Source organism: Paraburkholderia hospita (genome assembly GCF_002902965.1).
Lineage (GTDB): Bacteria > Pseudomonadota > Gammaproteobacteria > Burkholderiales > Burkholderiaceae > Paraburkholderia > Paraburkholderia hospita.
The window spans coordinates 907,562-933,165 of the sequence record NZ_CP026106.1 but is presented as its reverse complement, the minus strand read 5'-3'; the positions used below and the strand labels follow the sequence as shown (position 1 = coordinate 933,165).

Sequence of the window (25,604 nt, the reverse complement as noted above, 5' to 3'; positions counted from 1 at the left end):
TCGATGTACGAAAAACGAAGCAAAAACAGGAGACCTCATGCGCAAGCTCCGCTCGCAAAGCTGGTTCGGCCGCAACGACAAGGACGGCTTCATCCATCGTTCGTGGATGAAAAACCAGGGCATTCCGCACGATGAATTCGACGGCCGCCCCGTGGTCGGCATCTGCAATACATGGTCGGAGCTGACGCCCTGCAACGCGCACTTCCGCGAGCTTGCCGAGTACGTGAAGCGCGGCGTGCGCGAGGCTGGCGGCCTGCCGCTCGAATTCCCCGTGATGTCGCTCGGTGAATCGAACCTGCGGCCCACGGCGATGCTGTTTCGCAATCTGGCTTCGATGGATGTCGAAGAGTCGATACGCGGCAATCCGCTCGACGGCGTGATCCTGCTGGTCGGCTGCGACAAGACCACGCCGGCGCTGTTGATGGGCGCGGCCTCGTGCAACCTGCCCGCGCTCGCCGTGTCGGGCGGGCCGATGCTCAACGGCCGCTTTCGCGGCCGCACGATCGGCTCGGGCACGGGCGTGTGGCAGATGTCCGAGGAAGTGCGCGCAGGGACGATGAGCCAGCAGGAATTCATCGATGCCGAATCGTGCATGAACCGCTCGCGCGGCCATTGCATGACGATGGGCACGGCATCGACGATGGCGTCGATGGTCGAATCGCTCGGCATCGGTCTGCCGCACAACGCGGCGATTCCCGCTGTCGATGCGCGCCGCCAGGTGCTCGCGCATCTCGCCGGACGGCGCATCGTCGAGATGGTCCGCGACGATGTGACGATGGACAAGATCCTCACGCGCCAGGCCTTCGAAAACGCGATCCGCACGAACGCCGCGATCGGCGGATCGACGAATGCCGTCGTGCATCTGATTGCGCTCGCGCGGCGCATCGGCGTCGATCTCGCGCTCGACGACTGGGAACTCGGCTCGGACGTGCCGTGCCTCGTGAACCTGCAGCCATCGGGCGAGTACCTGATGGAAGATTTCTACTACGCGGGCGGCTTGCCTGCCGTGTTGCGGCAACTGGGCGAGCAAGGGCTGCTGCATCGCGACGCGTTGACCGTCAATGGCAAAACCCTCTGGGACAACGTCTGCGATGCGCCCAACTACGATCAGAAGGTGATCACTACTTTCGCTAAGCCGTTCAAGCCGCAAGCGGGCATCGCCGTGCTGCGCGGCAACCTCGCGCCGAATGGCGCCGTCATCAAGCCGTCGGCGGCAACGGCTTCGCTGCTGAAGCATCGCGGCCGCGCGGTGGTGTTCGAGAACGTCGAAGAACTGCACGCGAAGGTCGACGACGAATCGCTCGATATCGACGAGCATTGCGTGATGGTGCTCAAGGGCGCGGGGCCGAAGGGCTATCCCGGTTTCGCCGAGGTCGGCAACATGCCGCTGCCGAAAAAGGTCCTGCAAAAAGGCATTACCGACATGGTGCGCATCTCCGATGGCCGCATGAGCGGCACGGCGTATGGCGCCGTGGTGCTGCACGTATCGCCCGAAGCAGCGGCAGGCGGACCGCTCGCGCTCGTGCAGACGGGCGACATGATCGAACTCGACGTCGCCGCGCGGCGCCTGCATCTGGACGTATCCGACGATGAACTGGAACGGCGCCGCGCCGCATGGAGCGCACCCGAACTGCCCGCGCGCGGCTATTACCGGCTCTATGTCGAGCATGTGTTGCAGGCGGACCAGGGCGCCGATCTCGACTTCCTGGTGGGCGCGAGCGGCGCGCCCGTACCGCGCGATTCGCATTGATCATGACGCGACTACCCTCGTTCTCGCCACGCGGCATGTGGCCCGTGCTCTACGCCTACTTCGACGCGAACGATGCGCTCGACCGTCAAGCGATCCACACGCAGATCGACGCGACGATCGATGCAGGCGCAAGCGGCATCGTGATTCTCGGTCTTGCGACGGAAGTGAACCGTTTGACGCTTGAAGAGAAGCAGCGTTTTATCGAGTGGACGGGTACGTACATCGCGGGACGCGTGCCGTTCGCCGTGACGATCACGGGCGATACTACCGACGCACAACTCGCATTGGCGGATTACGCAGCGGATCACGGCGCGTCGTCGCTGATCCTGCAACCGCCATCCGTTCGCGACGAGCCCGAATCGTTTTACTTCGATTTTTTCGCCGACGTCATGCAGCGCGTGCGCGTGCCTGTCGGCATCCAGAATGCGCCTGAATATCTGGGCGTCGGGCTCACGGTTCAATCGCTCGTCGCGCTGGCCGCGCAATGCGGGCAGTTTCAGTGGCTCAAAGGCGAAGGCCCGGCCACGATCATTCATTCGACGATCGAACGGCTGCGCGAGCATGGCAGTCCGTTACCCGTGTTCAATGGGCGCGGCGGCCAGGAACTGATCGACAATCTGCGCGCCGGTTGCGCAGGCCTGATCGTCGCACCCGATTCGTTCGACTGGCAAGCCGCGACGTACAGCGCTTTCATCGAAGACGATCAGGCGAACGCGCAAGCGCTTTACGAACGCATCCTGCCGTCCATCGTCTTCGTGATGCAATCGCTGGATGCATTGACCTGCTACGGCAAACGGATCGCAGCGTGGCGCATGGGTTTCGATGTCGAGCACGACCGAGGCATGCGTCCGACTGCATTTGGTCTCTCATGCGCGCGCCGTTTTGCTGCGGCGCTGGGTCCGTTCGCAGACCAGCGCAACACGGCCCGTTGAAGCAAAAAAAGAGGAAGGCGGTTTCACAACCGCGCTTCCTCTTGCAACATCAGCGTGGAGCGCTAAGACTTACTGTGCTGCCGACGCTGCTTCGTCGCTGGCTGCCTTTGCGGGCGCTGCCTTCTTGTGTGCGTGCTTCTTCTTCGTGCTGTGCTTCTTTGCGTGGTGCTTGGCAGCGGGTGCCGATGCTGCTGCGGGCGCTTCTTCCGTTGCTGCGGGAGCCGATGCCTGCGCGAATGCGGCGATCGAGAACAGACCTGCCAGAGCGGCGGCGATGATGTGCTTATTCATTGCGTGAATCCTCAAACCTTGGGTTATTGACTAACGGCTTGCTGGCCGTCCGACCTGATAGGGGTCATCGCACTAAACGCGCGGGTTCATGAAGCGTTGACGCATTTCTGCTGGCAATCTTCATCCTTGACAGTTCTTTACAGGAACTGCAATTCGCGCATCAATGACGGCCTTCGCACTGCCGCTTTGCCGCTTGAATTCCGACGCGCAGATTTATCTTTTTTTAAGGAAATGCATCGGAAAGCATCAACCGGTCGAACAAGACCTACAAAGCGATTGGGTCTGCGAAGCGAAGAAGTGTTGCAAATCACACACGTGTACTACGTCGGATTTGTTCGAAAATATTCAGTAGTTTCATAAAACGCAACTCAATTGTCGGTCTGTTCGTTATCCTTACGTCTTCCGTTCATTTTTCCTTCAGCCCGCAGGACGAACCCCGCGTCAATGCAGAAATGGCGTGCATCGCGCCAACCCGTTCCGACGTCCCATGGACGTTCCACCGACGCTGTCCAGCCTTCCCATCATGAATGCCATTCGCGATTTCCGGATTGCCATTGCAGACGACCACCCCGTTATCCGGCATGCTGTCATCAGCGCGTTGACGGGCATGCCAGGCTTTATCGTCGATGCCGCCGTCAAGTCGGGCAACGAACTGCTGCAACTGCTGTCCCAAGGCACCTGGGATCTGATCATCACGGACTTGACGATGGGAACGGCGCAGGATGATATCGACGGACTCGACCTCATTGCGCGACTTCGCAAGCGCTATCCCGACATTCCTGTCGTCGTCTTCACCATGCTCGCTAACGATGACGTCCTGATCCGCGTATCCCGCTCAGGTGTCGCGGGCATCGTTGACAAACGCGAGGGCATCGAAGAATTCCGTATCGCCGCGCGCGAAGTCATGCAGCATCGCCGGCCTTATTTCTCCGCGAAGATCCGTGCGCGCCTTCATCGGCTTGACGGCAATGAAAAGAATGGCGGCAAGCCCGCCCTGACGAAAAAGGAAATGAATGTGATCCGGCTGTTCGCTGCCGGCGCGTCGTTGACCGAAATCGCGCGACAGGTGAACCGGTCGGTCTCGACCGTCGCGACGCAAAAAAGCACCGCAATGAAGAAACTTCATCTGGAGACGAACGCGGATCTCGTCAAGTACTCACAGGTCAATGGCTTGATCTGACGCGCGACGCCAGTTTGCATTGAAAAGTAAAAAGGCCGCTCACGTCGCGCGAGCGGCCCGCTTCTAGCAAGTGACTCGATGAACCTCAGAAGTTGAAGTTATCGATATTGCTTGCGTCAAACGTGGTCGGCGGTCCAAGAATGATTTCGCCTTGCGCACCGATGGTGCGCTTGCCGAGCTTGCCCGCGTCGAACGATTCGCCTTCCTTGCCCGTGATCGCGCCCGATGCGAGACTTGCCGCCGCATACGCCGCGAGATAGCCCAACTGACCCGGATCCCACAACTGGAACGCCTTCACGGTGCCGTTCTTCACGAACGCGCGCATCTGGTTAGGCGTGCCGAGACCCGTCACCGCGACCTTGCCCTTGCTCGAGGACGTCGAGATATAGCGCGCCGCCGCCGCAATGCCGACGGAGGTGGGCGCCACGATCGCCTTCAGGTTCGGATACGCCTGCAAAAGCCCTTGCGTCTCGACGAACGACTTCTGGTCATCGTCGTTGCCGTACGCGATCTTCACGAGCTTCAACTTCGAATACTCGGGCTTCTTCAGTTCTTCCTGCATCCACTTGATCCACGTATTCTGATTCGTCGCGTTCGGCGTGGCAGACAGGATCGCGAACTCGCCCTCGCCGCCCATCAGCTTCGACACGAGCTGAATCTGCCCGCGCCCAATGCTCTCCGCGTTGGCCTGATTCACGAACAGCTGGCGGCCATCGGGCGCCGTGTCGGAGTCGAACGTCACGACCTTGATGCCTTGCGACATTGCCTTCTTCAGATACGGCACGAGCGCATTCGCGTCGTTCGCCGCGATGACGATGGCATCCTGACGCTGCGTGGTCAGCGTATTGATGTACGACACCTGTGACGACGCGCCCGCGTCCGACGGACCCACCACCTTGCCCTGCCCCTTGAACTCCTTGATCGCGGCCATGCCGCCATCATCGGCGATCACTTCGTAAGGGTTGTTGATCTGCTTGGGCACGAACGCGATCTTCAGATCCGGCTTGATGCCGGCCGCCGACGCGGCGACGCTCACGCCCAGCATGGCCGCGCAGAGCATCATCGCTCCCGCGTGACGCAGTGGTTTGTTCATCTGTTGTCTCCTGGTGGTGGATCGGACTTTTGGCGTCCGGTTGAATTAAACGGCATCACGTACGGCGGGTTTACGTCACTTACGACGCGCTCGGCTTCGTCAACGTTTGAGCGGCGATCAGCTTGCGGTCGCGCATCGCTCGCCAGCGCGCGACCAGGTTCGGAATCAGCACCGATGCGAGCAGCAGCGCGCCCGTCACGATGGTCAGCGTTTCGCTGGAGACATCGTCGAGCGTGAGCGCGTTCTTCAATACGCCGATGATCAGCAAGGACAGCAGCACGCCGACCATCGACCCGCGTCCGCCGAAGATGCTCACGCCACCGAACAACACGGCGGCAATCACCGACAGCTCGAAGCCTTCGCCGTTGTCGCCGCGCGCGCTCGTAAAGCGCAGCGTGTAGACAATGCCCGCAAGCGCGCTCATGAAGCCCGATAGCATGAAAAGACGCATCCGCACCTTCGCGACCTCGATACCGGAGAACGCCGCCGCCGTCGAGTTCGCGCCGATCGCGTAGAGGCTGCGGCCGAACGCCGTCGACTGCAACAGCACGGTGAACAGCACGGCGCAGACAATGACGATCACGAACGGCAGCGGAATGAACGTACCGAACAGCGTGTCCATGCCGAACGCCGTGTAGCCCGCCGGAAAATCCGCGACGGCCTGATCGCCTAGCAGCACATACGACAACCCGCGAAACAGCGCGAGCGTGCCGATCGTGACGGCGAGCGACGGCAGATTAAGCTTCACGATCACGAGCCCGTTGAACAGCCCCGCGATCACGCCGAACAGCAGCACGAGCACGATCACGACGGGCATCGGCAGGCCCATGTGCCACAGCACGCCCATCAGCGCGCTCGACGCGCCGAGCACCGACGCCACGGAGAGATCGATCTCCGCCGCGACGATGATCAGCGTCATCGGCAACGCCATCAACGCGATCTCGGTGAGGTCGGCGAGCACGTTGCTGAGGTTCGCGCCCGTCAGAAAGACGGGCGACAACACGCGCCCCAACCCGAGCGACAGGATCAGCACGACGACCAGCAAGGTTTCCCAGCGCAGCGGCGTTTCGCGCTTGCGCGTGAGCAGCGCGGAATCGGGTTTAGCCATGATCGCGTTTCCTCATCATGCGTTTGGCGACGGAGCGGGCCAGCAGCGTGTCGGCGGCAATTGCAGCGACGATCAGCGCGCCTTCGATCGCCTGCTCCCAGAACGGCGACACGTGCAGCACGACGAGCGCGATGCTGATCACGCCGAGCACGAGCGCACCGAGCGCCGCGCCGAGTATCGTGCCGACGCCACCCGTGATCGCGACGCTGCCGACCACGGCCGCCGCCACCACCTGCAGCTCGATGCCTTTCGCGGTGCTCGCGTCGACGGTGCCGAAGCGCGCGAGCCACAGCGCGCCCGCAAAGCCCGCAATCGCGCCCGACAGCAGGAAGCCCGACATCACGCGCCGTTCGACATTGACGCCCGCCAGGCGCGCCGCTTCGGGATTCGAACCGATCGCGTAGTGTTCGCGGCCCGCACGGAAATGCTTCAGATAGAACGACAGCGCCAACAGCACGGCAGCGGCGATCAGCGCAAGCGTCGGAATGCCGAGCACGGTGCCTGTCGCGAGACGCGAGTACGCCTCGGGCAGGCTCGTCGCGTTGATCTGGCCGCCGTGTACCCACGCGTAATCGGCGCCGCGGAAGATATAGAGCGTCGATAGCGTCGCCACCAGCGACGGCACGCGCCCCACCGCGATCAGCAACGCATTGATGCCGCCCGCGATGAGCCCGATCGCGACGCCCGCAACCAGCGCGACCAGCACGGGCATATGCGGAAACGCAACGTACAGACTGCCGACGGCATATGCGCTGATGCCGACCGTCGAACCAATCGACAGATCGATGTGCCGCATCAGGATGACGACCGTCATGCCCGCCGTCAGCAAGCTGACGATCGACACGTTGAGCAGCACGTCGCGCAGATTCTGCAGGTTCAGAAACTGTGGCCGTGCGAGCGACGTGCCGAGTATCAGCAGGATCAGCACGACGAAGAGCGTCGTCTCGCGGCTCTTCGCGATCGTCCCGACGATGCCGCCGGGGCCGGAGCGCGTGCGTTGCAACGGCGCGTGTTCGATCGACGCCGCGTGTGAATGCGTGGAATGCCGGATCATGCTGCGCGCCCCAGTAATGCCGCCGATTGCCCGAGTGCCGCGCTCATGATGCGCTCCTCGCTCGCATCGGCGCGTGAAATGTCTGCGCTGATGCGGCCTTCGTGCATCACGAGCACGCGGTCCGCCATGCCGAGCACTTCGGGCAATTCGCTCGAAATCATCAACACAGCCATGCCTTCCTGCACGAGTTCGGAGAGGGCGCCATACACTTCCGTTTTCGCGCCGACATCGATGCCACGCGTCGGTTCGTCGATGATCAGCACTTTCGGGCCCGTCGCGAGCCATTTGCCGAGCACCACCTTTTGCTGGTTGCCACCTGATAGCGTGCCGACGGGCGCTAAAGGATCGCTTGCCTTCAGGCGCAGCCGCGTGCCCCAGCGCGTCGCAAGTTGCGTCTCGCTGCGCGTCGAGATCAGACCGTGGCGCACGAGACGGCCGAGCACCGTCATCGACGCATTACGCGCGATGCTCAACTCCAGCGCCAGACCTTGCTGGCGGCGGTCTTCGGGCACGAGCGCAAGGCCCGCACGCACAGCCGCGGCGGGATTGCCCGTCTTCAGACGCTTGCCCGCAATCTGCACTTCGCCCGAATCGATCGGGTCGATGCCGAAGATCGCGCGTGCCACTTCGCTGCGGCCAGCGCCGACGAGACCCGCGAGCGCGACGATTTCGCCTGCGCGCACATCGAATGACACGTCCTTGAACACGCCGACGCGCGTCAAATTGCGCACCGACAGATGCACGTCGCCGGGCTTCACGTCGGCCTTCGGATAGAACGTTTCCAGATCGCGTCCGACCATCTTCGCGACCACCGATTCCGTCGTCATTTCTGACGTCGGCGCATCGAACACCTTCGCGCCGTCGCGCATGATCGTGACGTGCTGCGTCAATGCAAACACTTCATCGAGCCGATGCGTGATGAACAGGATCGCGACGTCGCGCTCGCGCAGCTTGCGCACGATCGTAAAGAGCCGCTCGACTTCGGGCAGTGACAGCGCCGCCGTCGGCTCGTCCATGATTAGCACGTTCGCGTTCAGCGACAGCGCCTTCGCAATCTCAATGACTTGCTGATCGGCGATCGACAGACCGCGCACGAGACGATCCGCGCGCAGATCGACGCCGAGCGACGCCAGCAGTCCATCGACTTCGCGGCGCATCGCATCGTGCTGAATGCGGCCGAAGCGATCGACGGGCTGCCGTCCCATGAAGATGTTCTCGGCAATCGACAGATCGAAGAACAGCGTCGGTTCCTGATAGATGACGGCAAGGCCCGCGTCGCGCGCTTCGGCGGGTGTCGCGAAACGGCGCTCGATGCCATCGATGCGAAGCTCGCCCGTATCGGGCTGATGCACGCCCGCGAGTATCTTCACGAGCGTCGACTTGCCCGCGCCGTTCTCGCCGAGCAGCGCATGCACTTCGCCGGGCCACAGCACGAGTTCGCCGTCGGATAGTGCGCGCACGCGCCCGAACGTTTTGCTGGCGTGCCGCAGTTCGAGCCTCGGCACGCTTTCAGTGTGTTGCTCCACCCTGTTCTCCTTCATGCTGCGACTGCATGTTGTTCGAGGCTTCTTCAGATGCGATAGAAGCGTTCGGCATTGCGCACGAAAAGCGCGTCTTTCTCCGCATCGCTCGCGCCACCGACAATCGATGCATATGCGCGCCACAAATCGCCATACGAACCGAACTGCCTGTCCACCGGAAAGTTCGATGCGAACATCGAGCGCTCGACGCCGAACGTGTCGATCGTTTCGAGCACGTAAGGCCGCAGGCTTTCGACGGTCCACTTGTGGTCAAACATCGCCAGACCGCTGATCTTCACGGCGACGTTCGGACATTGCGCGAGCGTCTTCATCCCGTCGCGCCACGCGCGATATCCAGCGACGCTATTGCGATCGACGAACATGCCCGTGTGATTGACGATGAACTGCGTGTCGTGATCTGCGTTCGCGAGTGCGGCCGCGTCTTCCATTTGCGACGGATAAAGCTGCACGTCGAACGACATCCCGTGTTTGCGCAGCAGCCGGAAGTTTTCGCGCCAAGTCGCCTCGCGCATGAAGTGGCGGCCTACGTAGTCATATAGCTTGTCGTGATGCACATTGAGGATTTGCCGCACGCCGCGCGTGTTGGCGAATGCGGCGTGGCGTTCTAGAACCTCGGCGGCGTTGTCCGCGGAAAGATCGACGGCGGCGACGATGCCGTTGGGCATCGAGCGCGAACCCGGATCGTCTGCAACGCTTTGCAGCCAGCGCGTCTCTTCGACGGGATCTTTCGGATCGTGATTCGCCTCGACGTGCACGCACTTGAGCAATTCGATGTCGCTCGCGTCTTTCAGCAGATCGGCGATCAGGTAGTCGTGCTTGAGCACACGCGCATCGCCGACGAACGACACGCCGGGATGGGCGAGCCAGGGGTAGTGATGCGTCTTCAGATCCCACAGGTGAATGTGCGGGTCGACAACTTTCATGGCGCGTCCTTCGTCGCCGGCGCGCGTGCGCGGCGAGCGTCGCGAATCAGTGGAAGGGATGCTGCAGCTCAAATACTGGAACCAGCGCTTGCTGGAGCGGCGTATGGTCAGGCGCCGTTTGCATGATGTCAGCCATGCAATCCCACCATTTGCGCATCACCGCGAGCTCGGGCAGGCGCTCCATCGAATGATCGGCGTTGCGCGTCAGTATCGCGAACAGATGGTGCGTGTCTTCGTCGAGAAAGATCCGGTAATCGCGCACGCCTGCGTTGTGCAGCGCATCGACGAGTTCCGGCCAGATTGCCCGATGCCGGCGCTCGTACTCGTCGCGCATGCCGGGGTTCAGCACCATCCGGAAAGCGATTGTCTCCATGCCGGGCTTGTCTCCAGTGTCTTTGATCACTTGTTCTTGCCGCTCTCTAAGGTAGCGTCTTGATGCGACTATAATTCGGGCGTCGATAGCATCTCAATCCGTTGTTGGGATTGGGCGATACTCAAACCGAATCGCACCGCTGATCCTCCATGAGCCAGAACGCTGCCAGCATTCCCCTCGTCAACCGGCTCAAGTTCAAGCATCTTGCGCTGCTTGTCGCGCTCGACGACGCGCGCAACGTCCATCAGGCCGCCGATGCCATCAATGTCGCGCAGCCCAGCGCGAGCCGCATGCTCGGCGACATTGAAGAGGCGCTTGGCTTTTTGCTGTTCGAGCGCAACGCGCGCGGCATGCAGCCGACGCCGCTGGGCGTCGTTACGCTTGCCTATGCGCGGCGTGCGCTGGCGGATCTCACGCGCTTTGCCGAGGATCTGGACGCGAAACGCAAGGGCGGGCATGGGCAACTGACCGTTGGCGCGATCATGGGCGCCGCGCCCGATCTGCTGGCGATGGCCGTCGCCGCGCTGAAAACCGAACGGCCGTTGTTGCATGTGTGCATTCTCGGGGAAACGAGCGATCAGGTGGTGCAATTGCTGCATCGCCGCGAAGTCGATCTCGCGCTGGGGCGGTTGACTAATCCGTTGCAGCATAACGATTTCAGTTTTGAGCCGCTGGCGCGGGAGACTTTGGTGCTGGTTGTGCGGGCTGTGCATCCCGTTGCTGGGCGGGCTGCTGTTTCGCTTCGCGAGTTGATGGAGTGGCCTTGGGTGGCGCAGCCTATTACTAGTCCGGCTCGGGTTTTGTTTGAAGAGGAACTCGCCCGGGCGGGGCTTGGGACGCCGGCTAATCTCACCGAGTGTGCTTCTATATTTGCTACGCTGCAGTTGCTTGAGAATTATGATGCTGTGGCGATGTTGCCTGAGTCTGTTGTGCGCGATCATGTGCGCGGCAAGTTGCTCGTTGCGTTGCCTGTGGAGATTGGCAAGAGCCTTGCCGGGTTTGGCATCCTTACTCGTAAAGAGGAGGCTCTGGCTGAGCCTGCGCAGCGGTTTGTCGATTTGCTTCGGGTTTATTCACATCGACTGGCTAATGAGGATAACCTGGCGGTTGGGGTTTGAGGTTTTTTTGTTGTCTGCGACGCTGGGTGGTTTGCTTTGTTTTTGCGCTGGCATCCGGTTTGGTTTTTTTAGCTTTGCGCTGGCAGCCGATTTTTGCTTTTTGGGTGTAGATGGAGCCGGTCGGTGTTTTGGTCTTTGCGCCGGCATCCGCGTTATGGCTTTTCGCTGGCATCCGCGATACGTTAGCTTGCTTCAAGCGTCGCCCCTGTGCGGGGCGGCACCTACTTTTCTTTGCCGCCGCAAAGAAAAGTAGGCAAAAGAAAGCGGCTCACACCGCTAATTCTTGCCCTTGCCTGAGGGCCCCCAAAGGGTCTTACGCTTCACACGACAACCACGTGACTCATGTTTGTTGCCAGCGCTCTTGCGGTGCGCCTCACCCGCTTCGCACGCCCGCGTCGCAGCGTGCCGCGCCAGATATTCCGCCGCCGCCCAGGTGGCAAACTGTGTGTAGGCCGTAGCGCTACACACGCCTCACTTCGGACCGATAGCGCACGCGCCCCACCATGTACGAGCGCCAAGCTATACGTCGCGATAACCTACACACAGTTTGCCACCTGGGCGGCGCAAACCATTCGCTGCCGCTCGCCCGTGTATGGGAGTTCGAAGCGGGTGAGGCGTTTATTCGAAGCGTTGGCAACGCGCGCTGACAGAGATGTTGCCGTGTGAAGCATAAGACCGGTTGGGGGCCCTCAGGCAAGAAGAAAGATTGGCGGTGTGAGCCGCTTTCTTTTGCCTACTTTTCTTTGCGGCGGCAAAGAAAAGTAGGTGCCGCCCCGCACAGGGGCGACGTTTGAACGGCAGACACCGTAACGCGGATGCCAACGCAAACACATAGCAAACCCCAGCGTCGCAGACAACCAAAAACCCTACTGCAAATTCACAAACAACCCACCATCAACCAACAACGCAGCGCCAGTAACATATCTGGCCCGATCAGAAGCAAGAAACACCACACAATCCGCCACATCATCCGGCTGCCCCAGCCGTCCAAGCGGAATGCGCTTCTCGAAGTAAGCCTTCTTGGCATCATCGCCGAGATCCTCGGCATTCAGATCAGTAGCAATCGTCCCAGGCATAACAGAATTACACCGTATGCCGTAAGGCCCAAGCGCAATCGCGCAAGACTGCATCAGCGAGTGCACACCCGCTTTCGTCGGCGTGTAATGCGTCTGCATCCCACCCCCAACGAGCGCACTGATCGAACTCGTCGCGACGATCGCACCGCCAGTGCCCTGCGCCTTCATCTGCTGCGCAACAGCCTGCGTGACAAAGAACGCCCCATTGAGATTGACGGCAACAGTCGTCTCCAGCACATCGGCGGGCATGTCAAGAAATGCATGAAACGGACAAATGCCCGCATTGCTGGCCAGCACATCAACCTTACCGAACGCCTCGACCGTGCGCCGCACAAGCTCAGGCCCCGTCTCCTTCAACGCGACATTGCCCTCGACGGCAATCACCCGCCGCCCAAGCGATTCGATTTCACCCACCACTTCTTCGACCGCGGAACGCCGGTTATACGACGCATCGTTATCGCCCCAGTAGTTGATCGCAACATCGGCGCCCTCTTTCGCACACGCCACGGCAATCGCCCGCCCAATGCCGCGCGAGCCACCCGTAACGATCACCGCCTTGTCTTTCAGCAGCACATGCTTCTCCGTTCAATGTTGATAAGGCCGCTCGAGCGTGCATTCGGGATTCAGCCGCACACCGAAGCCCGGCGTGTCAGGCACTTTCATGCGGCCATTGACGGGCACCGGCTCGTCGAGCAGCAACGGCGTGAACATCGGCACCACCTGATCGGCCTTCGGCGCCATCATCAGGAACTCGGCGAACGGCGAGTTGTGACGCGTGACGACGAAGTGATAGCTGTACACCGACGACCCATGCGGCACGACCATCACGTTATGCGCATCGGCGAGCGCGGAAATCTTGATCAGTTCGGTGATGCCGCCGCACCAGCCGACGTCCGGCTGGATCAGATCGCAGCAGTTCATTTCGAGCAGCATCCTGAAGCCCCAGCGCGTCGCCTCGTGCTCACCCGTCGACACCATCATGCCGCGCGGCACGTTGCGGCGCAGTTCGGCGTAACCCCAGTAGTCGTCGGGCGATAGCGCTTCTTCGATCCACTTCAGCCCATAGTCGTGCGCGGCCTTCGCGAGCTTCGTCGCGTACGTGACGTCGAGGCTCATCCAGCAGTCGTACATCAGCCAGAAATCGTCGCCGACGCGGCCGCGCATTTCCGCGAGCTTGTCGATATTCTTTCTGAGTCCCTCCTCACCTTCTGCCGGATTGTGCTGCAACGGCAGCTTGCCGCCGATAAAGCCCATTTCCTTCGCAAGGTCGGGCCGCGCGCCCGTCGCGTAGAACTGCAACTCGTCGCGCACCGGGCCGCCCAATAGCTGGTACACGGGCTCCTTGCGCACTTTCGCGAGTAGATCCCACAGTGCGAGATCGACGCCCGAAATCGTGTTGAGCACCACGCCCTTGCGTCCGTAGTAGAGCGTCGAGAAGTACATCTGATCCCACATCTTCTCGATGTCCGTCACGAGTTGTCCTTCGAGGAAGCGCGCCAGATGCTTCTCGACGATGAACGCGCCGATCTCGCCACCCGTCGTCACCGCGAAGCCGACCGTGCCGTCGCTCGCCTCGATTTCAACGACCAGCGTCCCCAGCACGTTGATGCCGAACGACTGCCGGCTTTGCCGGTACTGCGGATAACGCGCCATCGGCGTCGAGATGTGATCGTCGATCCAGTGTCCGTCGGCCTGATCGTGATAGTCCGCGCCGCCGCCGCGGACGACGAAGGCACGCACGTGCCGGATAGTGGGCATCGCCATGTTCTAGAGCTCCGTTCGTGGGTTGCGTGCGCCTCGCGTGTCAGCGGGCGCGATGAATGGGTTGTGGGAAAGCGGGCGTGTCGCGCGTCGCGTCGCGGCGCACCAGCGTGCCAATCAGCAGCGCGGCCAGCAAACTCGCCGCGCCGAGCAGCAGCAGACCCGCCGAGGTCGACTGGAACGCATGCTCGGCGCTCGTGCGCAGCGTCGGCGCGATGAAACCACCCAGGCTGCCGAGCGAGTTGATCAACGCGATGCCGCCTGCGGCCGCCGCGCCCGTCAGGTAGCGCGTCGGAAAAGTCCAGAAGAGCGGCTGTGCGGCGATGAAGCCGCTTGCCGCGCAGCACAGCGCGGCCATCGCCAGCAGCGGGCTATGCGTTGCGCCCGATACGCCGATCCCGCATCCGGCGAGCACCAGCAGCGCGACAGCCCAGCGCCGGTGCGTGCCCGTCGCGTCGGCGCGGCGCGGCACGAACCAGGTCAGCGCGAGCGCGCAGATCCACGGCACGGCCGCCACCATGCCGACCCGCAAGCCGACCGACTCGCCCATCAGCGCCGCGACCTGCTGCGGCAGATAAAAGATCACGCCGTACACGCTCATCTGGATCAGCAGATAGATCGCGGAGAACAGCAGCACGCGTTTATCGACGAGCGCCGCCAGCAGATTGCGCGGACCATGCGCGGACGCGGCGCGCGCGTCGTCGTCGAGCGCCGCGCTCAAGGTCTTGCGCGCTTGCGGCGTGAGCCAGCTGGCGTCTTCGGGCCGATCGTCGAGATAGAAGAACGCCCACACGCCGACCACCGACGCCAGCCCGCCTTCGATCAGAAACAGCCACTGCCAGCCCGCGAGATTCAACGCGCCGTGCAGCTCGAGCAGAAAGCCCGACAGCGGACTGCCGAACATGAAGGCAAGCGGCGCGCCGAAATAAAACACGCCGACAGCACGCGCGCGCGCCGATTGCGGAAACCAGCGCGTCAGGTAATAGATGACGCCCGGAAAGAAGCCCGCTTCAGCGACGCCGAGCAAAAAGCGCAGCGCATAAAACGTGGTAGCCGTGTGCGCGAGACTCATCGCCGCCGACACGAGGCCCCACGTGACCATGATCCGGCACATCCACAGCCGCGCGCCGACGCGATGCAGCAGCAGATTGCTCGGCACTTCGAACAGCGCATAGCCGACGAAGAACACGCCCGCGCCGAACGCGAACGCGGCGTTCGAAATGCCCGTGTCGTGCTGCAAGGCCTTTTGTGCAAAGCCGATGTTCGCGCGGTCGAGGAACGCGAGCACGTACATCAGCAGCAGGAACGGCAACAGCCGCCGCATGACCTGGCTGACGATGCCGTCGAGGGTGTCGCGGGTTTCGGACGAGGTCCCGTTCATCATGTCTCCGTGTCGCCTTCGTGCGAAGGCGCAAGCGGCATACGTGTGCCGCTTTCGTTCGTCGCTTTCGTTCGTCGTTTGTCGCTTTCGTTTGTGATTGCTGTCGTTAGGGTGCGACGGGTCTAGTACGTCGCGCGGCCGCCCGACAGATCGAACACGGCGCCCGTGCTGAATGCGCAGTCTTCCGACGCGAGCCACAGGATCAGAGACGCTGCCTCGTCCGGTAGCAGGAAGCGGTTCATCGGAATCTTCGACAGCATGTAGTCGATGTGCTCCTGCTTCATCGAATCGAAGATTTCGGTTTTCGCGGCTGCGGGCGTGACAGCGTTGACGAGAATGTTCTTCGTCGCGAGTTCCTTGCCTAGCGATTTGGTCAGGCCGATCAGCCCTGCTTTCGACGCGCTGTAGTGCGATGCGTTCGGATTGCCTTCCTTGCCCGCCACGGAAGCAATATTGACGATGCGCCCATAGCCCTGCTTCAGCATCTGCGGCACGACCGCGCGGCATGCGAGATACGGGCCGATCAGGTTGACGTCGATCACGCGGCGCCACATGTCCGGTTCGAGTTCCCACGTCGTGCCGTTGCCGCCCGTGATGCCGGCGCAGTTGATCAGCACGTCGATGGCGCCGTGAGCGGCGAGCGTCTTGCTGACGGCGGCGTCGATCTCGGCCTCTTTGGTTTGATCGACGGTGACGGCTGCGACCTTGCCGAGTTCGCTTAGCTCTTTCGCGCTGCGCTCGAGCCGCTCGGCGTCGACATCCCAGAGCGCCACGGCCGCGCCCGAGCGCAGCGCGCGCTGCGCTACCGCATAGCCGATTCCCCGCGCGCCGCCCGTAATGACGACGACACGGCCCTTCAGATCGATCTGATTCATCGCTGCGCTCCTTGTTTTGCTACTGATGCGGGATGTTGCTCGCGCATTTGTTGTTGTTGGGGTTTGGGGTTGGTGTTCGGTCACGGACCCTCGGTGTACGCAATATAAATCGCGGGGCGATACGGGAACAATCCGAGTGTTGGATGGGGTGATAACAAAAGTGAATCGGGGATGGGGCCGGGCGGCGCGAGTGTTGTTGGTCGGGGTTTTTGCCTTTGCGCTGGCATTTCGCGTTATGCCTTCGTGCCTCAAGCGTTGCCGTTGGGTGTTTTGGCCTTTGCGCTGGCATCCGCGTTATGCCTTCGCGCCTCAAGCGTCGCCCCTGTGCGGGGCGGCACCTACTTTTCTTTGCCGCCGCAAAGAAAAGTAGGCAAAAGAAAGCGGCTCACACCGCCAGCACGTGTGTTTGCCTGAGGGCCCCCAACCGGTCTTATGCTTCACACGGCAACATCTCTATTGGCGCGCGTTGCCAACGCTTCGAATAAACGCCTCACCCGCTTCAAACTCCCATACACGGGCGAGCGGCAGCGAATGGTTTGTGCCGCCCAGGTGGCAAACTGTGTGTAGGTTGTCGCGTCGTATAGCTTGGCGCTCTTACATGGAGGTATGCGCGCGCTATCGGTCCGAAGTGAGGCGTGTGCAGTGCTGCGGCCTACACACAGTTTGCCACCTGGGCGGCAGAGGAATGTCTGGCACGGCATGCGGCGACGCGGGCGCGTGAAGCGGGTGAGGCGTTTATTCGAAGCGTTGGCAACGAACGCGAACAAGGACGTTGCCGTGTGAAGCGTGGGACCGGTTGGGGGCCCTCAGGCAGGAACTAGAGTTGGCGGTGTGAGCCGCTTTCTTTTGCCTACTTTTCTTTGCGGCGGCAAAGAAAAGTAGGTGCCGCCCCGCACAGGGGCGACGCTTGAAGCACGAAAGCAACACGCGGATGCCAGCGAAAACACAAGCAAACCAAATCGCCCGCGCCACGAAGGCAAATCGCGGATGCCAGCGCAAAGCACAAGCAAACCACACCACTTGCGCAGCAAACACCGCCCTCCGGATGCCAGCACAAAGGCAAAAACACCAAAACAGGTACCGCCTTCAGGCGAAGCAGTCAGTTGGCATCCGCACATTCAACCATCATCGCCCACCATGCAACGCTAACCGGACACAGCGCGCTCTGCTTTAATAAAAGAGCATTTCAATTGCAGGATCGGCTCGCCGTTCAACCCGAGGAGGGAGGAATCGTTCGATGCGGCCCATTTTCATCAGTTACCGACGCGAGGATACGGAAGGCCAGGCAGGTCGCCTGTTCGAATCGTTGCGCGAAGTGTTCGGCGAACACACGGTCTTCATGGACGTTGCGACGATCGAGCCGGGCGCCGACTTCCGGCGCGCAATCGAGACGAACATCGACAAGTGCGCAGTGTTGCTGGCGCTGATCGGCCGGACCTGGCTCACCGTCACAGACCGGGAGGGCAAACGGCGCCTCGACAATCCGAACGACTTCGTACGGCTCGAAACGTCGTCGGCGCTCAAGCGCGACGTGACGGTAATACCCGTGCTGGTGCAAGGCGCGACGATGCCGCAGGAACCCGATCTGCCCGCCGATATCAAGGACCTCGCCTACCGCAATGCGTTCGAGCTGACACACGCCCGCTGGGACAGCGACGTGGAACTGCTGATCAAGACATTGCGCACACACGCAGGCGACGAACCGGGCGACAGCGCGCCCGCCGACACGCCGCACGCGAAACCCACCCCGAACGCAAACGCTGGCAAGAGTCACACACGCATGTGGACGATCGGCGGCGCGGTCGCGGCGGTCGCGCTGATGGGCGCTGTCGTATTGAAGATATCGGGGGCCGGACACGAGGCAAAAGCGGACACGACCGTTGTCGCATCGGCGCCCGTTCCGACGACGACGACGGCGGCGACGCCCGGCAATCAGGCGGGCAAAGGCGATCAGATGGTGTCGAAGAAGGCTTTGCAGCGGTCCGCGCACGATCGCGGCGCGTGCGTCAGGCCTTTCGTCTGGCGCCAGGCGCAACCTCGCGACAAGGTGTGCGTGACGCCCGAAACGCAACTGCGCATCCTCGCCGAAAACCGGGCCGCCTCCGACAACCGCTTGCCGAACGGCGGCGCGTATGGACCGGACACCTGTAAGCCCGGCTTCGTGTGGCGCGCGGCGTTCGACAGCGACACCGTGTGCGTGACGCCCGAATCGCGGCAGATGACAGCCGACGACAATATGCTCGGGGCTCGGCGAATCGTGCCGTTGCCACAGTAACGCGCGCGGCGCGTTTCCTCAAGCGCAAAAAAAGCCCCGGATTCTTGCGAATCCGGGGCCAATCCCATGTCAAGGAGTTCTCATGGAGGAGACGGTTTCATATTAGCGCCCGCCCGTCCCCGTTCCAACGAAGCCTTTTGCACAAGCAATCCACGCCGCCGCGCGCAGCCGATAACCCTTCTGCCGTTATATCGTTAGAACAAAAAGTCGTTTCCCGCTGGTACGATCGGTCACTAACATGGCGGTTCAGGTCCAGAGGCCCGTTCGCATGGGACACGCCACAGGTGTCCAACATGCATCCGGCCGGCCGCCACTGCAGCAAGGAGCTTGAAGTTGACCCGTTTCGACCAGAACCGCCGCCCGCTCGTGATCGGCATCGGCGGCACCACGCGCGCTGCATCGTCTACTGAACGCGCGCTCGGCTTTGCGCTGCGCGGCGCGGAACAGGCGGGCGCACGTACGCGTCTGTTTGGCGGCACGTTCCTGCACAGCCTGCCGCACTATGCGCCCGAAAGCACCCAACGCACCGACGAACAGATCGAATTGATCGAGGCCGTCCGTCACGCCGACGCCCTCATCATCGCGACACCCGGTTATCACGGCGGCGTGTCGGGCCTCGTGAAAAATGCGCTCGACACGCTCGAAGAACTGCGTGCCGACGAGCGCCCTTACCTCGACGGCCGCGCGGTCGGCTGCATCGTCACCGCGTATGGGTGGCAGGCGGCGGGCTCGGTGCTGACGTCGCTGCGCTCCATCGTGCACGCGTTGCGCGGCTGGCCGACGCCGTTCGGCGCAGGCATCAACACGCTCGAAACACGTTTCGAATCTGCCGATACCTGCTCCGATCCGAAGGTGGTCGAACAGCTGTCGATAGTCGGCCAGCAGGCCTCGCAATTCGCGCTCGCGTTCCGCTCGCATCATGCCTCGCATCACGCGGACGGCGCATCCGCGGCGTCCGCAACTTCGGCGAGCGACGCCGACGAAACGCGGCCCAAACGCGTTCTGGTACTGGCGAACTGATTCGCCGCTTCCGCTTGCGCAATGCCATGTGCCGCATCGAAGCGGCGCGTGTCATTGCGCATGCGCGCTAACGCCTCTTCACCGCTCACGCCGCTCCATCACACTGTGCCGCCGCAGCGCCTCGCTGCGTGCGCTGGCCAACATGCGCGGCGACGCGATCGTGGTCCAAACAACAGACCCGGCTGCCCTCGCCGCCGCATCATCGCGACAACGCACGCGATAACGCCTCATCCAGATCCCCGCAGACCGTTCCCTGGCCGCCCGTGATTTGCTTGCGACGAATGATTGGTTCACGCGCTCCACGGCCCAGCCTACGCTAGTCCCTGCCCGCTTCGATTAACTGATCGCCGTGCTGCGCGCAATCCGTCGCGGGGAGGCGATCAAACATGAAACAGATGAACAGACATATCCGCTACAAGGGCTACGAAGTGGCCCCCGCTGCACAACGCCTGCCCAACGGGCTCTTCGCTGCGAACCTCACCATCGAGAAAGCCACGGCCGCCAGCGGCGGACACGCCTATTCGTTCGACGCGCTCGACTATTTCTTCGACGAAGAGCACGCGCTTGCGTATGCGTTCCGTTGGGGCCGGCTGTGGATCGACAGCCATCAGTAAACACGCAGGTCCATTGCAATTTTTGACGCAATGCAGCGCCTAAAGGCGTGCGGCAGCACGGCGCATGCCCGCTCGACGCCACAAATTAACGGGTTATGACAGAATAGCCGGAATAACTGGTCACGTTTCCGCCTGACATGTCAGATACCCTGATAACAGATGCAGAAGCCGCTCACGATCATGCGCTGCGCAACTGGACCTTCGATGGCCACGCACGCATGCGTGTCGGCTCCGACGAACACAAGCAGATGTTCTGCCGGATGCTTCTCGAAACGCATAACCCTTACAAGCCGGCCGTTATCGACTGGCCGCAATTGCAGCCCGATGCGCTGAAGCGCATCACGTCCCTGCCCATCTGGGACATCGCCGTGCAAACGGAAGGCCGCGCGTCGATTCGCGTCGCCACGTACGCCGCGCAGGTGCAGGACCCGCTGATACGCGAAGCGATCGAAATGGACGCGGCTGAAGAAGCGCGTCACAAGCACGTTTTGTCGCGTCTGGTCGCCGCATATGGCATCGAGCTCGCGCCCGAGCCGCAGTATCCCGCTCCGCGCGACGCCGAATGGGCATGGATGTTCACCGGCTACAGCGAGTGCATCGACAGCTTCTTTTCGTTCGGGCTGTTCCGCTCCGCACAGTTGTCCGGCTATTTCCCGCAAGAACTGGTCGAAACCTTCGAGCCCGTGATTCAGGAAGAAGCGCGCCACATTCTCTTTTTCGTCAACTGGGTCGCGTGGTATCGCCGAACGATGCCATGGTGGCGCCGTCCGTGGCACTCGCTGCGCGTCGGCGCGATCTGGATCAAGCTGATCTGGGACCGCGTCGCGATTGCGAAGGGCATCGACTCGAACGGCGTCGCGCACGACTCGAACTTCCTGCCCGCCAACAGCTCGACGATCGGCCAGGCACTCTCGACGCGTCAACTGATCGAACTCTGCCTCCTGGAAAACGACCAACGGATGGCCGGCTACGACAAACGGCTCGTCCGTCCGACGCTCGTTCCCGCGCTCGCACGCCTCGCGCTGCGCTTGATGCGCAAGTAGCCGCCAGTAGGCGCAAGCAGCCGCACGATTGCGGAAGCACATCAGCGTGCCGCGCGCACGCGTGCGCATTCACGACACGTACCGATCGAGGGAGACAGACCACATGCAATGGACCGTCGATGAGCAACTCGCGCTGACCGCAACGCAGGCCGTCGCGGCCATCCAGTCGGGGCGGCTCGACGCACTCGACTATGTCGCGACCCTGCTCGCGCGCGCCGCCGCGCTCGACACGCTCAACGCGTTCACCGCGATCGACATGGAAGGCGCGCTTGCCGCCGCGAAACGCATCGACGCGCTCCCGCCCGAGGAAAAAGCCCGTCTGCCGCTCGCGGGGCTGCCCGTCGTCATCAAGGACAACATCAACACAGCGGGTCTGCTGACCTCGGCGGGCACGCCCGCGCTCGACGGCTTCAAGCCGAAGACGGACGCGCCCTCCGTGCGCAGGCTGATCGACGCGGGCGCAATCGTGCTCGGCAAAACCAACATGCACGAACTCGCGTTCGGCATCACGAGTGCGAATCTGGCCCCGCATGCGGGCGTCGTGCGCAATCCTTACGACCCGTCGCTGATCGCGGGCGGCTCGTCGGGCGGCACGGCCGTCGCCATTGCCGCGCGCGTTTCGCCCGCCGGCCTCGGCAGCGACACGGGCGGCTCGACGCGCATTCCCGCCGCGCTCACGGGGATTGCGGGCTTCCGCCCGTCGGTGGGCAACGGCGGCGCAGAGCGCCGCTATCACGACCCGCATGCCGTCGTGCCGATCAGCCACACGCGCGATACCGTCGGGCCGATGGCGCGCACCGTCGCGGACGTCGCGCTGCTCGACGGTGTGATTACGGGCGACACCGCGCTGCCCGACGTGCCACTGTCGGCGCTGCGCATCGGTTTGCCCGAGCCGCTGTGGGCCGAGCTTGAACGCGCGACGGAAGATGTGGCGCGCGCCGCGCTGAAGACACTCGAAGCGGCGGGCGTCACGTTCGTGCCCGTCGCGATGCCCGACCTGCTGCAGCTGAACGAGCAGACGGGCGGCCCGATCGCGATCCACGAGACGCTCGACGACGTGCGCGACTACCTCGTCGCGAACGATGCGCCCGTCCAGACGGTCGGCGAGCTGGCAGCGCGCATCGCCAGCCCGGACGTGCGCAATATCTACGACGTCGTGCTGGCAGGCGCGCTGACCCAGCACTATCCGGACGCGATGAATAAATGGCGTCCGCAATTGCAGCGGCACTACGCGGACACGTTCGCGGCCGAACGCCTCGACGCACTGCTCTTTCCGACCACGCGCCTCGTCGCCGTGCCGATCGACGAAGTGAACGGCTCGTCCGTCGTGTCGATCGACGGCGCGCCTGCCATCGACGAAATGACCGCCTATCTGCGCAACACCGATCCCGCCAGCAACGCTGGCATTCCGGGCCTCTCGCTGCCCGCGGGCCTGACGCAGGACGGCTTGCCCGTGGGCATCGAACTGGATGGACCGCTTGGCAGCGACCGCCGGCTGCTCGCCATCGGCATCGCGTTCGAAGCGCTGCTCGGCACCGTCCCCGCTCCGACTATCTGACACCTCATGACCCGACCACGCATCAGGCACCTCGCGGCGCTTGCCGTCGCGCTGTGCACCTCCAGCTGCGCGCTCATCGCCGCCGCCGATCCCAACGCGCTCTGGAACATCGTCGACCATCAGTGCTTGCCCGTCGCGCGCGCGTCGGGCGGGGCGGGCTTCTGCACAGCCGTCAATCTGCCCGGACACTACGCGATCCTCAAGGACATCAACGGCAACACGCAATATTTGCTGATTCCGACGGACCGCGTGACGGGCATCGAAAGCCCGAGCGTGCTCGCCGCCGATGCGCCCGACTACTGGGCCGACGCGTGGGCCGCGCGGCAGTATGTCGGCTCGCGCATCGGCCTGACGTTCCCGCCCGATCAACTCGGCCTCGAAATCAACTCACAGTTCCGCCGCACGCAAAATCAGCTGCATATCCATATGGACTGCATGCAGGACGACATCATCAAGGACCTCGCGCGCTTTCGCACCGTCGAGCCGGGCCAGTGGCACTGGACGAAGCTCGACGGCAGCGCGTACCGCGTGATGCGCGTGCTGTCGCTGACGGGCGACAACGACCCGTTCCGCATCGTCGCGCGCGACCGGCAAGGCAGCGACGCGATGGCGCAGCAGACCATCCTCGTGACGGGCGCAGGACCGAAAGACAGCGACGGCTGGCTGGTCGTCAACAGCGGCCTGGAACTCGACGACGGCAGCGGCACGGCGGAAGGCATGCTCGATCACGCGTGCAGAATCGGCATGCATCAGTAAAAGCGCTGAGCATTTGTTCAATTCGCACGTATAACAGATGCCAAATCCGCTTTACTCACAAGCTTTGCCGAACAAATTGGTTCGGCGACGGCGGACGCGCCTTTAGGATCGGTGAACTGCAATACGACCGATCCGCCGATGTCTTTCTATCTCGACGACGCACAACGCCACACGCTCACGCAGCGTCGCAACAGCTTCACATGGCGCACCGAATGGCCGACGTGGCTTCTGATCGGGGCAATCTATGGCGGATGGTTTTTCATCGCGAGTCACGCGCGTGGCTTTGGTCTGAGCATTGCGATTCCGCTGCTCGCCGTGTTCAGCGCGTGGTACATGTCGCTTCAGCATGAGTTGCTGCACGGGCATCCGACGCGCTCGCCGTTCGTCAATGGGCTGATCGGGTTTGCACCGCTCGCAGTGTGGTTTCCGTATCGCGTGTATCGCGATCTGCATTTGCAGCATCACGATGATCCGCATCTGACGCATCCTGAAGTCGATCCTGAAAGTTATTTCGTTAGTCGCGAGGCTTGGCGGCATGCTGGGATGCTGACGCGTGTGCTGCTGATTGCGCGGAATACGTTTGCTGGGCGGCTGCTGCTCGGGCCGGCGTTTTCGATTGCGGCGACTTCAACGCAGGCGCTGCGGAAGGTTGCGCGGGGTGATTGGGCTGACGTGCCTGCGTGGTTCGCGCATTTTGCGGCGCTTGCTTTGCTGGTTGTTTGGCTTGATCGTCAGTGTGGGATTGCGCCTTGGCTGTTTATTGCAGGGGTCGGGTATCCGGCGCTCGCGTTGAGTTCTGTGCGTTCGTTTCAGGAGCATCGCGATGCGGATTTGCATGAGCAACGCTCGGTGATCAATGAGGCTGCCTGGTTCTGGCGCTTGCTGTTTCTGAACAATAACTATCACCTCGTGCATCACGACTTGCCGCATGTGCCGTGGTTTGCTTTGCGCACGGTTTATGTTGCGTCCCGCGTGCAATATGTTCAACGGTCTGGTGGGTTTCTGGTTAAGGGTTATAGCGAATGGGCCAGGCAGTACGCGTTTGCTGTGGCCATGCGGCCTGTGCATGGGGATTTGTCCCGTGGCACGCGGTTTGGTCGGCCTGCTGCTGCCGGCAATGCGTTTGCAGGTACCTTGCAGGCGCGTGAGGTTCGTGTGTCCGTTAGTGTCGAACGGGATGGTTCGAGGGTTGGGCGGGTTGATTTGTGAGTGTGGGTTTGGTTTTTTTTCTTTGCGGTGGCATCCGGTTTTTGTCTTTTTGGGCGTAGGCGTTGCCGGTCGGTTTGGTTTGCTCGTGTTGGCGCTGGCATCCGCGATGTGGTGTTTGCCATTCAAGCGTCGCCCCTGTGCGGGGCGGCACCTACTTTTCTTTGCCGCCGCAAAGAAAAGTAGGCAAAAGAAAGCGGCTAACACCGCTAATTCTTGTTCCTGCCTGAGGGCCCCCAAAGGGTCTTACGCTTCACGCGGCAATCACGTGACCCATGTTCGTTGCCAACGCTCTTGCGGTGCGCCTCACCCGCTTCACGCACCCGCGCTTCACCATGCCGTGCCAGATATTCCACCGCCGCCCAGGTGGCAAACTGTGTGTAGGCCGTAGCGACACACACGCTTCACTTCGGACCGATAGCGCACGCGTCCCACCATGTAAGAGCGCTAACGTGTACGACGCGACAACCTACACACAGTTTGCCACCTGGGCGGCACAAACCATTCGCTGCCGCTTGCCCGCGTATGGGAGTTCGAAGCGGGTGAGGCGTTTATTCGAAGCGTTGGCAACGCGCGCCAATAGAGATGTTGCCGTGTGAAGTGTGGGACCGGTTGAGGGCCCTCAGGCAAGAAGAAATGTTGGCGGTGTGAGCCGCTTTCTTTTGCCTACTTTTCT

General features: G+C 62.3%; 23 protein-coding genes. 11 read left to right on the top strand and 12 right to left on the bottom strand.

Annotation, left to right across the window (positions count from 1 at the left end; genetic code table 11):
- Nucleotides 1–37 precede the first annotated feature (37 nt).
- Both C2L64_RS22585 and C2L64_RS22580 read left to right on the top strand, forming a co-directional pair.
- Entirely contained in the window at nucleotides 38–1,750 is a 1,713-nt protein-coding gene (locus tag C2L64_RS22585; protein WP_009769679.1) for an IlvD/Edd family dehydratase, read from the top strand.
- Between the two features lie 2 nt (nucleotides 1,751–1,752).
- On the top strand, nucleotides 1,753–2,682 hold the full coding sequence (locus C2L64_RS22580; protein ID WP_238554817.1) for a dihydrodipicolinate synthase family protein: 930 nt from the start codon (nucleotides 1,753–1,755) through the stop codon (nucleotides 2,680–2,682).
- A gap of 69 nt (nucleotides 2,683–2,751) precedes the next feature.
- On the opposite strand, the gene C2L64_RS22575 is transcribed toward C2L64_RS22580, so the two are convergent.
- The gene (locus C2L64_RS22575) at nucleotides 2,752–2,973 is read right to left on the bottom strand and encodes a hypothetical protein (protein ID WP_007745791.1); all 222 of its coding nucleotides are present in this window, start codon (nucleotides 2,971–2,973) and stop codon (nucleotides 2,752–2,754) included.
- A 487-nt stretch (nucleotides 2,974–3,460) separates the two neighbouring features.
- Between C2L64_RS22575 and C2L64_RS22570 the strand changes: the two genes are divergently transcribed.
- Complete coding sequence (locus C2L64_RS22570; RefSeq protein ID WP_009769681.1) at nucleotides 3,461–4,153, top strand: response regulator transcription factor; 693 nt, start codon at nucleotides 3,461–3,463, stop codon at nucleotides 4,151–4,153.
- Between the two features lie 85 nt (nucleotides 4,154–4,238).
- Here C2L64_RS22570 and rhaS read toward each other — a convergent pair whose 3' ends face one another.
- From rhaS to C2L64_RS22540, 6 genes are all read right to left on the bottom strand, one after another.
- A complete protein-coding gene (gene rhaS, locus C2L64_RS22565) occupies nucleotides 4,239–5,246 on the bottom strand; it encodes a rhamnose ABC transporter substrate-binding protein (RefSeq protein WP_007749456.1) in 1,008 nt (335 codons plus the stop codon).
- Between the two features lie 79 nt (nucleotides 5,247–5,325).
- Entirely contained in the window at nucleotides 5,326–6,354 is a 1,029-nt protein-coding gene (locus C2L64_RS22560; protein WP_009769682.1) for an ABC transporter permease, read from the bottom strand.
- Nucleotides 6,347–7,408 (bottom strand): ABC transporter permease, encoded by a 1,062-nt coding sequence (locus tag C2L64_RS22555; protein ID WP_007749460.1) that lies wholly within the window; start codon nucleotides 7,406–7,408, stop codon nucleotides 6,347–6,349. Before C2L64_RS22555 ends, C2L64_RS22560 begins: the two co-directional genes overlap by 8 nt.
- Nucleotides 7,405–8,949, bottom strand: coding sequence for a sugar ABC transporter ATP-binding protein (locus C2L64_RS22550; RefSeq protein ID WP_051058270.1), 1,545 nt, complete (start codon nucleotides 8,947–8,949; stop codon nucleotides 7,405–7,407). Before C2L64_RS22550 ends, C2L64_RS22555 begins: the two co-directional genes overlap by 4 nt.
- A gap of 29 nt (nucleotides 8,950–8,978) precedes the next feature.
- Complete coding sequence (locus tag C2L64_RS22545) at nucleotides 8,979–9,872, bottom strand: amidohydrolase family protein (protein ID WP_009769684.1); 894 nt, start codon at nucleotides 9,870–9,872, stop codon at nucleotides 8,979–8,981.
- 46 nt (nucleotides 9,873–9,918) lie between these two features.
- Nucleotides 9,919–10,245, bottom strand: coding sequence for an L-rhamnose mutarotase (locus C2L64_RS22540; RefSeq protein WP_007749469.1), 327 nt, complete (start codon nucleotides 10,243–10,245; stop codon nucleotides 9,919–9,921).
- A 149-nt stretch (nucleotides 10,246–10,394) separates the two neighbouring features.
- Between C2L64_RS22540 and C2L64_RS22535 the strand changes: the two genes are divergently transcribed.
- The gene (locus tag C2L64_RS22535) at nucleotides 10,395–11,363 is read left to right on the top strand and encodes a LysR family transcriptional regulator (RefSeq protein ID WP_007749472.1); all 969 of its coding nucleotides are present in this window, start codon (nucleotides 10,395–10,397) and stop codon (nucleotides 11,361–11,363) included.
- Here C2L64_RS22535 and C2L64_RS53340 read toward each other — a convergent pair.
- The 5 genes from C2L64_RS53340 to C2L64_RS22515 form a co-directional block, all read right to left on the bottom strand.
- Nucleotides 11,332–11,559, bottom strand: coding sequence for a hypothetical protein (locus C2L64_RS53340; RefSeq protein ID WP_131542687.1), 228 nt, complete (start codon nucleotides 11,557–11,559; stop codon nucleotides 11,332–11,334). The two genes, C2L64_RS22535 and C2L64_RS53340, sit on opposite strands and share 32 nt — an antisense overlap.
- A 670-nt stretch (nucleotides 11,560–12,229) precedes the next feature.
- Nucleotides 12,230–13,012 carry an SDR family NAD(P)-dependent oxidoreductase gene (locus tag C2L64_RS22530; protein WP_009769685.1) on the bottom strand — a complete coding sequence of 261 codons (783 nt, stop codon included), beginning with the start codon at nucleotides 13,010–13,012 and terminating at the stop codon, nucleotides 12,230–12,232.
- A 12-nt stretch (nucleotides 13,013–13,024) separates the two neighbouring features.
- Complete coding sequence (rhmD, locus tag C2L64_RS22525) at nucleotides 13,025–14,203, bottom strand: L-rhamnonate dehydratase (protein WP_009769686.1); 1,179 nt, start codon at nucleotides 14,201–14,203, stop codon at nucleotides 13,025–13,027.
- Nucleotides 14,204–14,243: 40 nt separating this feature from the next.
- Nucleotides 14,244–15,584, bottom strand: coding sequence for an MFS transporter (locus C2L64_RS22520; RefSeq protein ID WP_009769687.1), 1,341 nt, complete (start codon nucleotides 15,582–15,584; stop codon nucleotides 14,244–14,246).
- Between the two features lie 119 nt (nucleotides 15,585–15,703).
- The gene (locus C2L64_RS22515; protein ID WP_009769688.1) at nucleotides 15,704–16,456 is read right to left on the bottom strand and encodes an SDR family NAD(P)-dependent oxidoreductase; all 753 of its coding nucleotides are present in this window, start codon (nucleotides 16,454–16,456) and stop codon (nucleotides 15,704–15,706) included.
- Nucleotides 16,457–17,693: 1,237 nt separating this feature from the next.
- On the opposite strand from C2L64_RS22515, the gene C2L64_RS22510 reads away from it, so the two are divergent.
- From C2L64_RS22510 to C2L64_RS22480, 7 genes are all read left to right on the top strand, one after another.
- Nucleotides 17,694–18,731: a toll/interleukin-1 receptor domain-containing protein gene (locus C2L64_RS22510; RefSeq protein WP_009769689.1), complete on the top strand. Its 1,038-nt coding sequence runs from the start codon at nucleotides 17,694–17,696 to the stop codon at nucleotides 18,729–18,731.
- A 333-nt stretch (nucleotides 18,732–19,064) separates the two neighbouring features.
- Complete coding sequence (locus tag C2L64_RS22505) at nucleotides 19,065–19,751, top strand: NADPH-dependent FMN reductase (protein WP_007746521.1); 687 nt, start codon at nucleotides 19,065–19,067, stop codon at nucleotides 19,749–19,751.
- A gap of 395 nt (nucleotides 19,752–20,146) precedes the next feature.
- A complete protein-coding gene (locus C2L64_RS22500) occupies nucleotides 20,147–20,365 on the top strand; it encodes a hypothetical protein (RefSeq protein ID WP_009769690.1) in 219 nt (72 codons plus the stop codon).
- Between the two features lie 137 nt (nucleotides 20,366–20,502).
- Nucleotides 20,503–21,408 (top strand): ferritin family protein, encoded by a 906-nt coding sequence (locus tag C2L64_RS22495; protein WP_007746510.1) that lies wholly within the window; start codon nucleotides 20,503–20,505, stop codon nucleotides 21,406–21,408.
- Between the two features lie 103 nt (nucleotides 21,409–21,511).
- A complete protein-coding gene (iaaH, locus tag C2L64_RS22490) occupies nucleotides 21,512–22,966 on the top strand; it encodes an indoleacetamide hydrolase (protein ID WP_009769691.1) in 1,455 nt (484 codons plus the stop codon).
- Nucleotides 22,967–22,972: 6 nt separating this feature from the next.
- Nucleotides 22,973–23,722 carry a CDP-diacylglycerol diphosphatase gene (locus C2L64_RS22485; protein ID WP_009769692.1) on the top strand — a complete coding sequence of 250 codons (750 nt, stop codon included), beginning with the start codon at nucleotides 22,973–22,975 and terminating at the stop codon, nucleotides 23,720–23,722.
- Between the two features lie 138 nt (nucleotides 23,723–23,860).
- Nucleotides 23,861–24,931: a fatty acid desaturase gene (locus tag C2L64_RS22480; RefSeq protein WP_039901942.1), complete on the top strand. Its 1,071-nt coding sequence runs from the start codon at nucleotides 23,861–23,863 to the stop codon at nucleotides 24,929–24,931.
- Nucleotides 24,932–25,604: the final 673 nt, after the last annotated feature.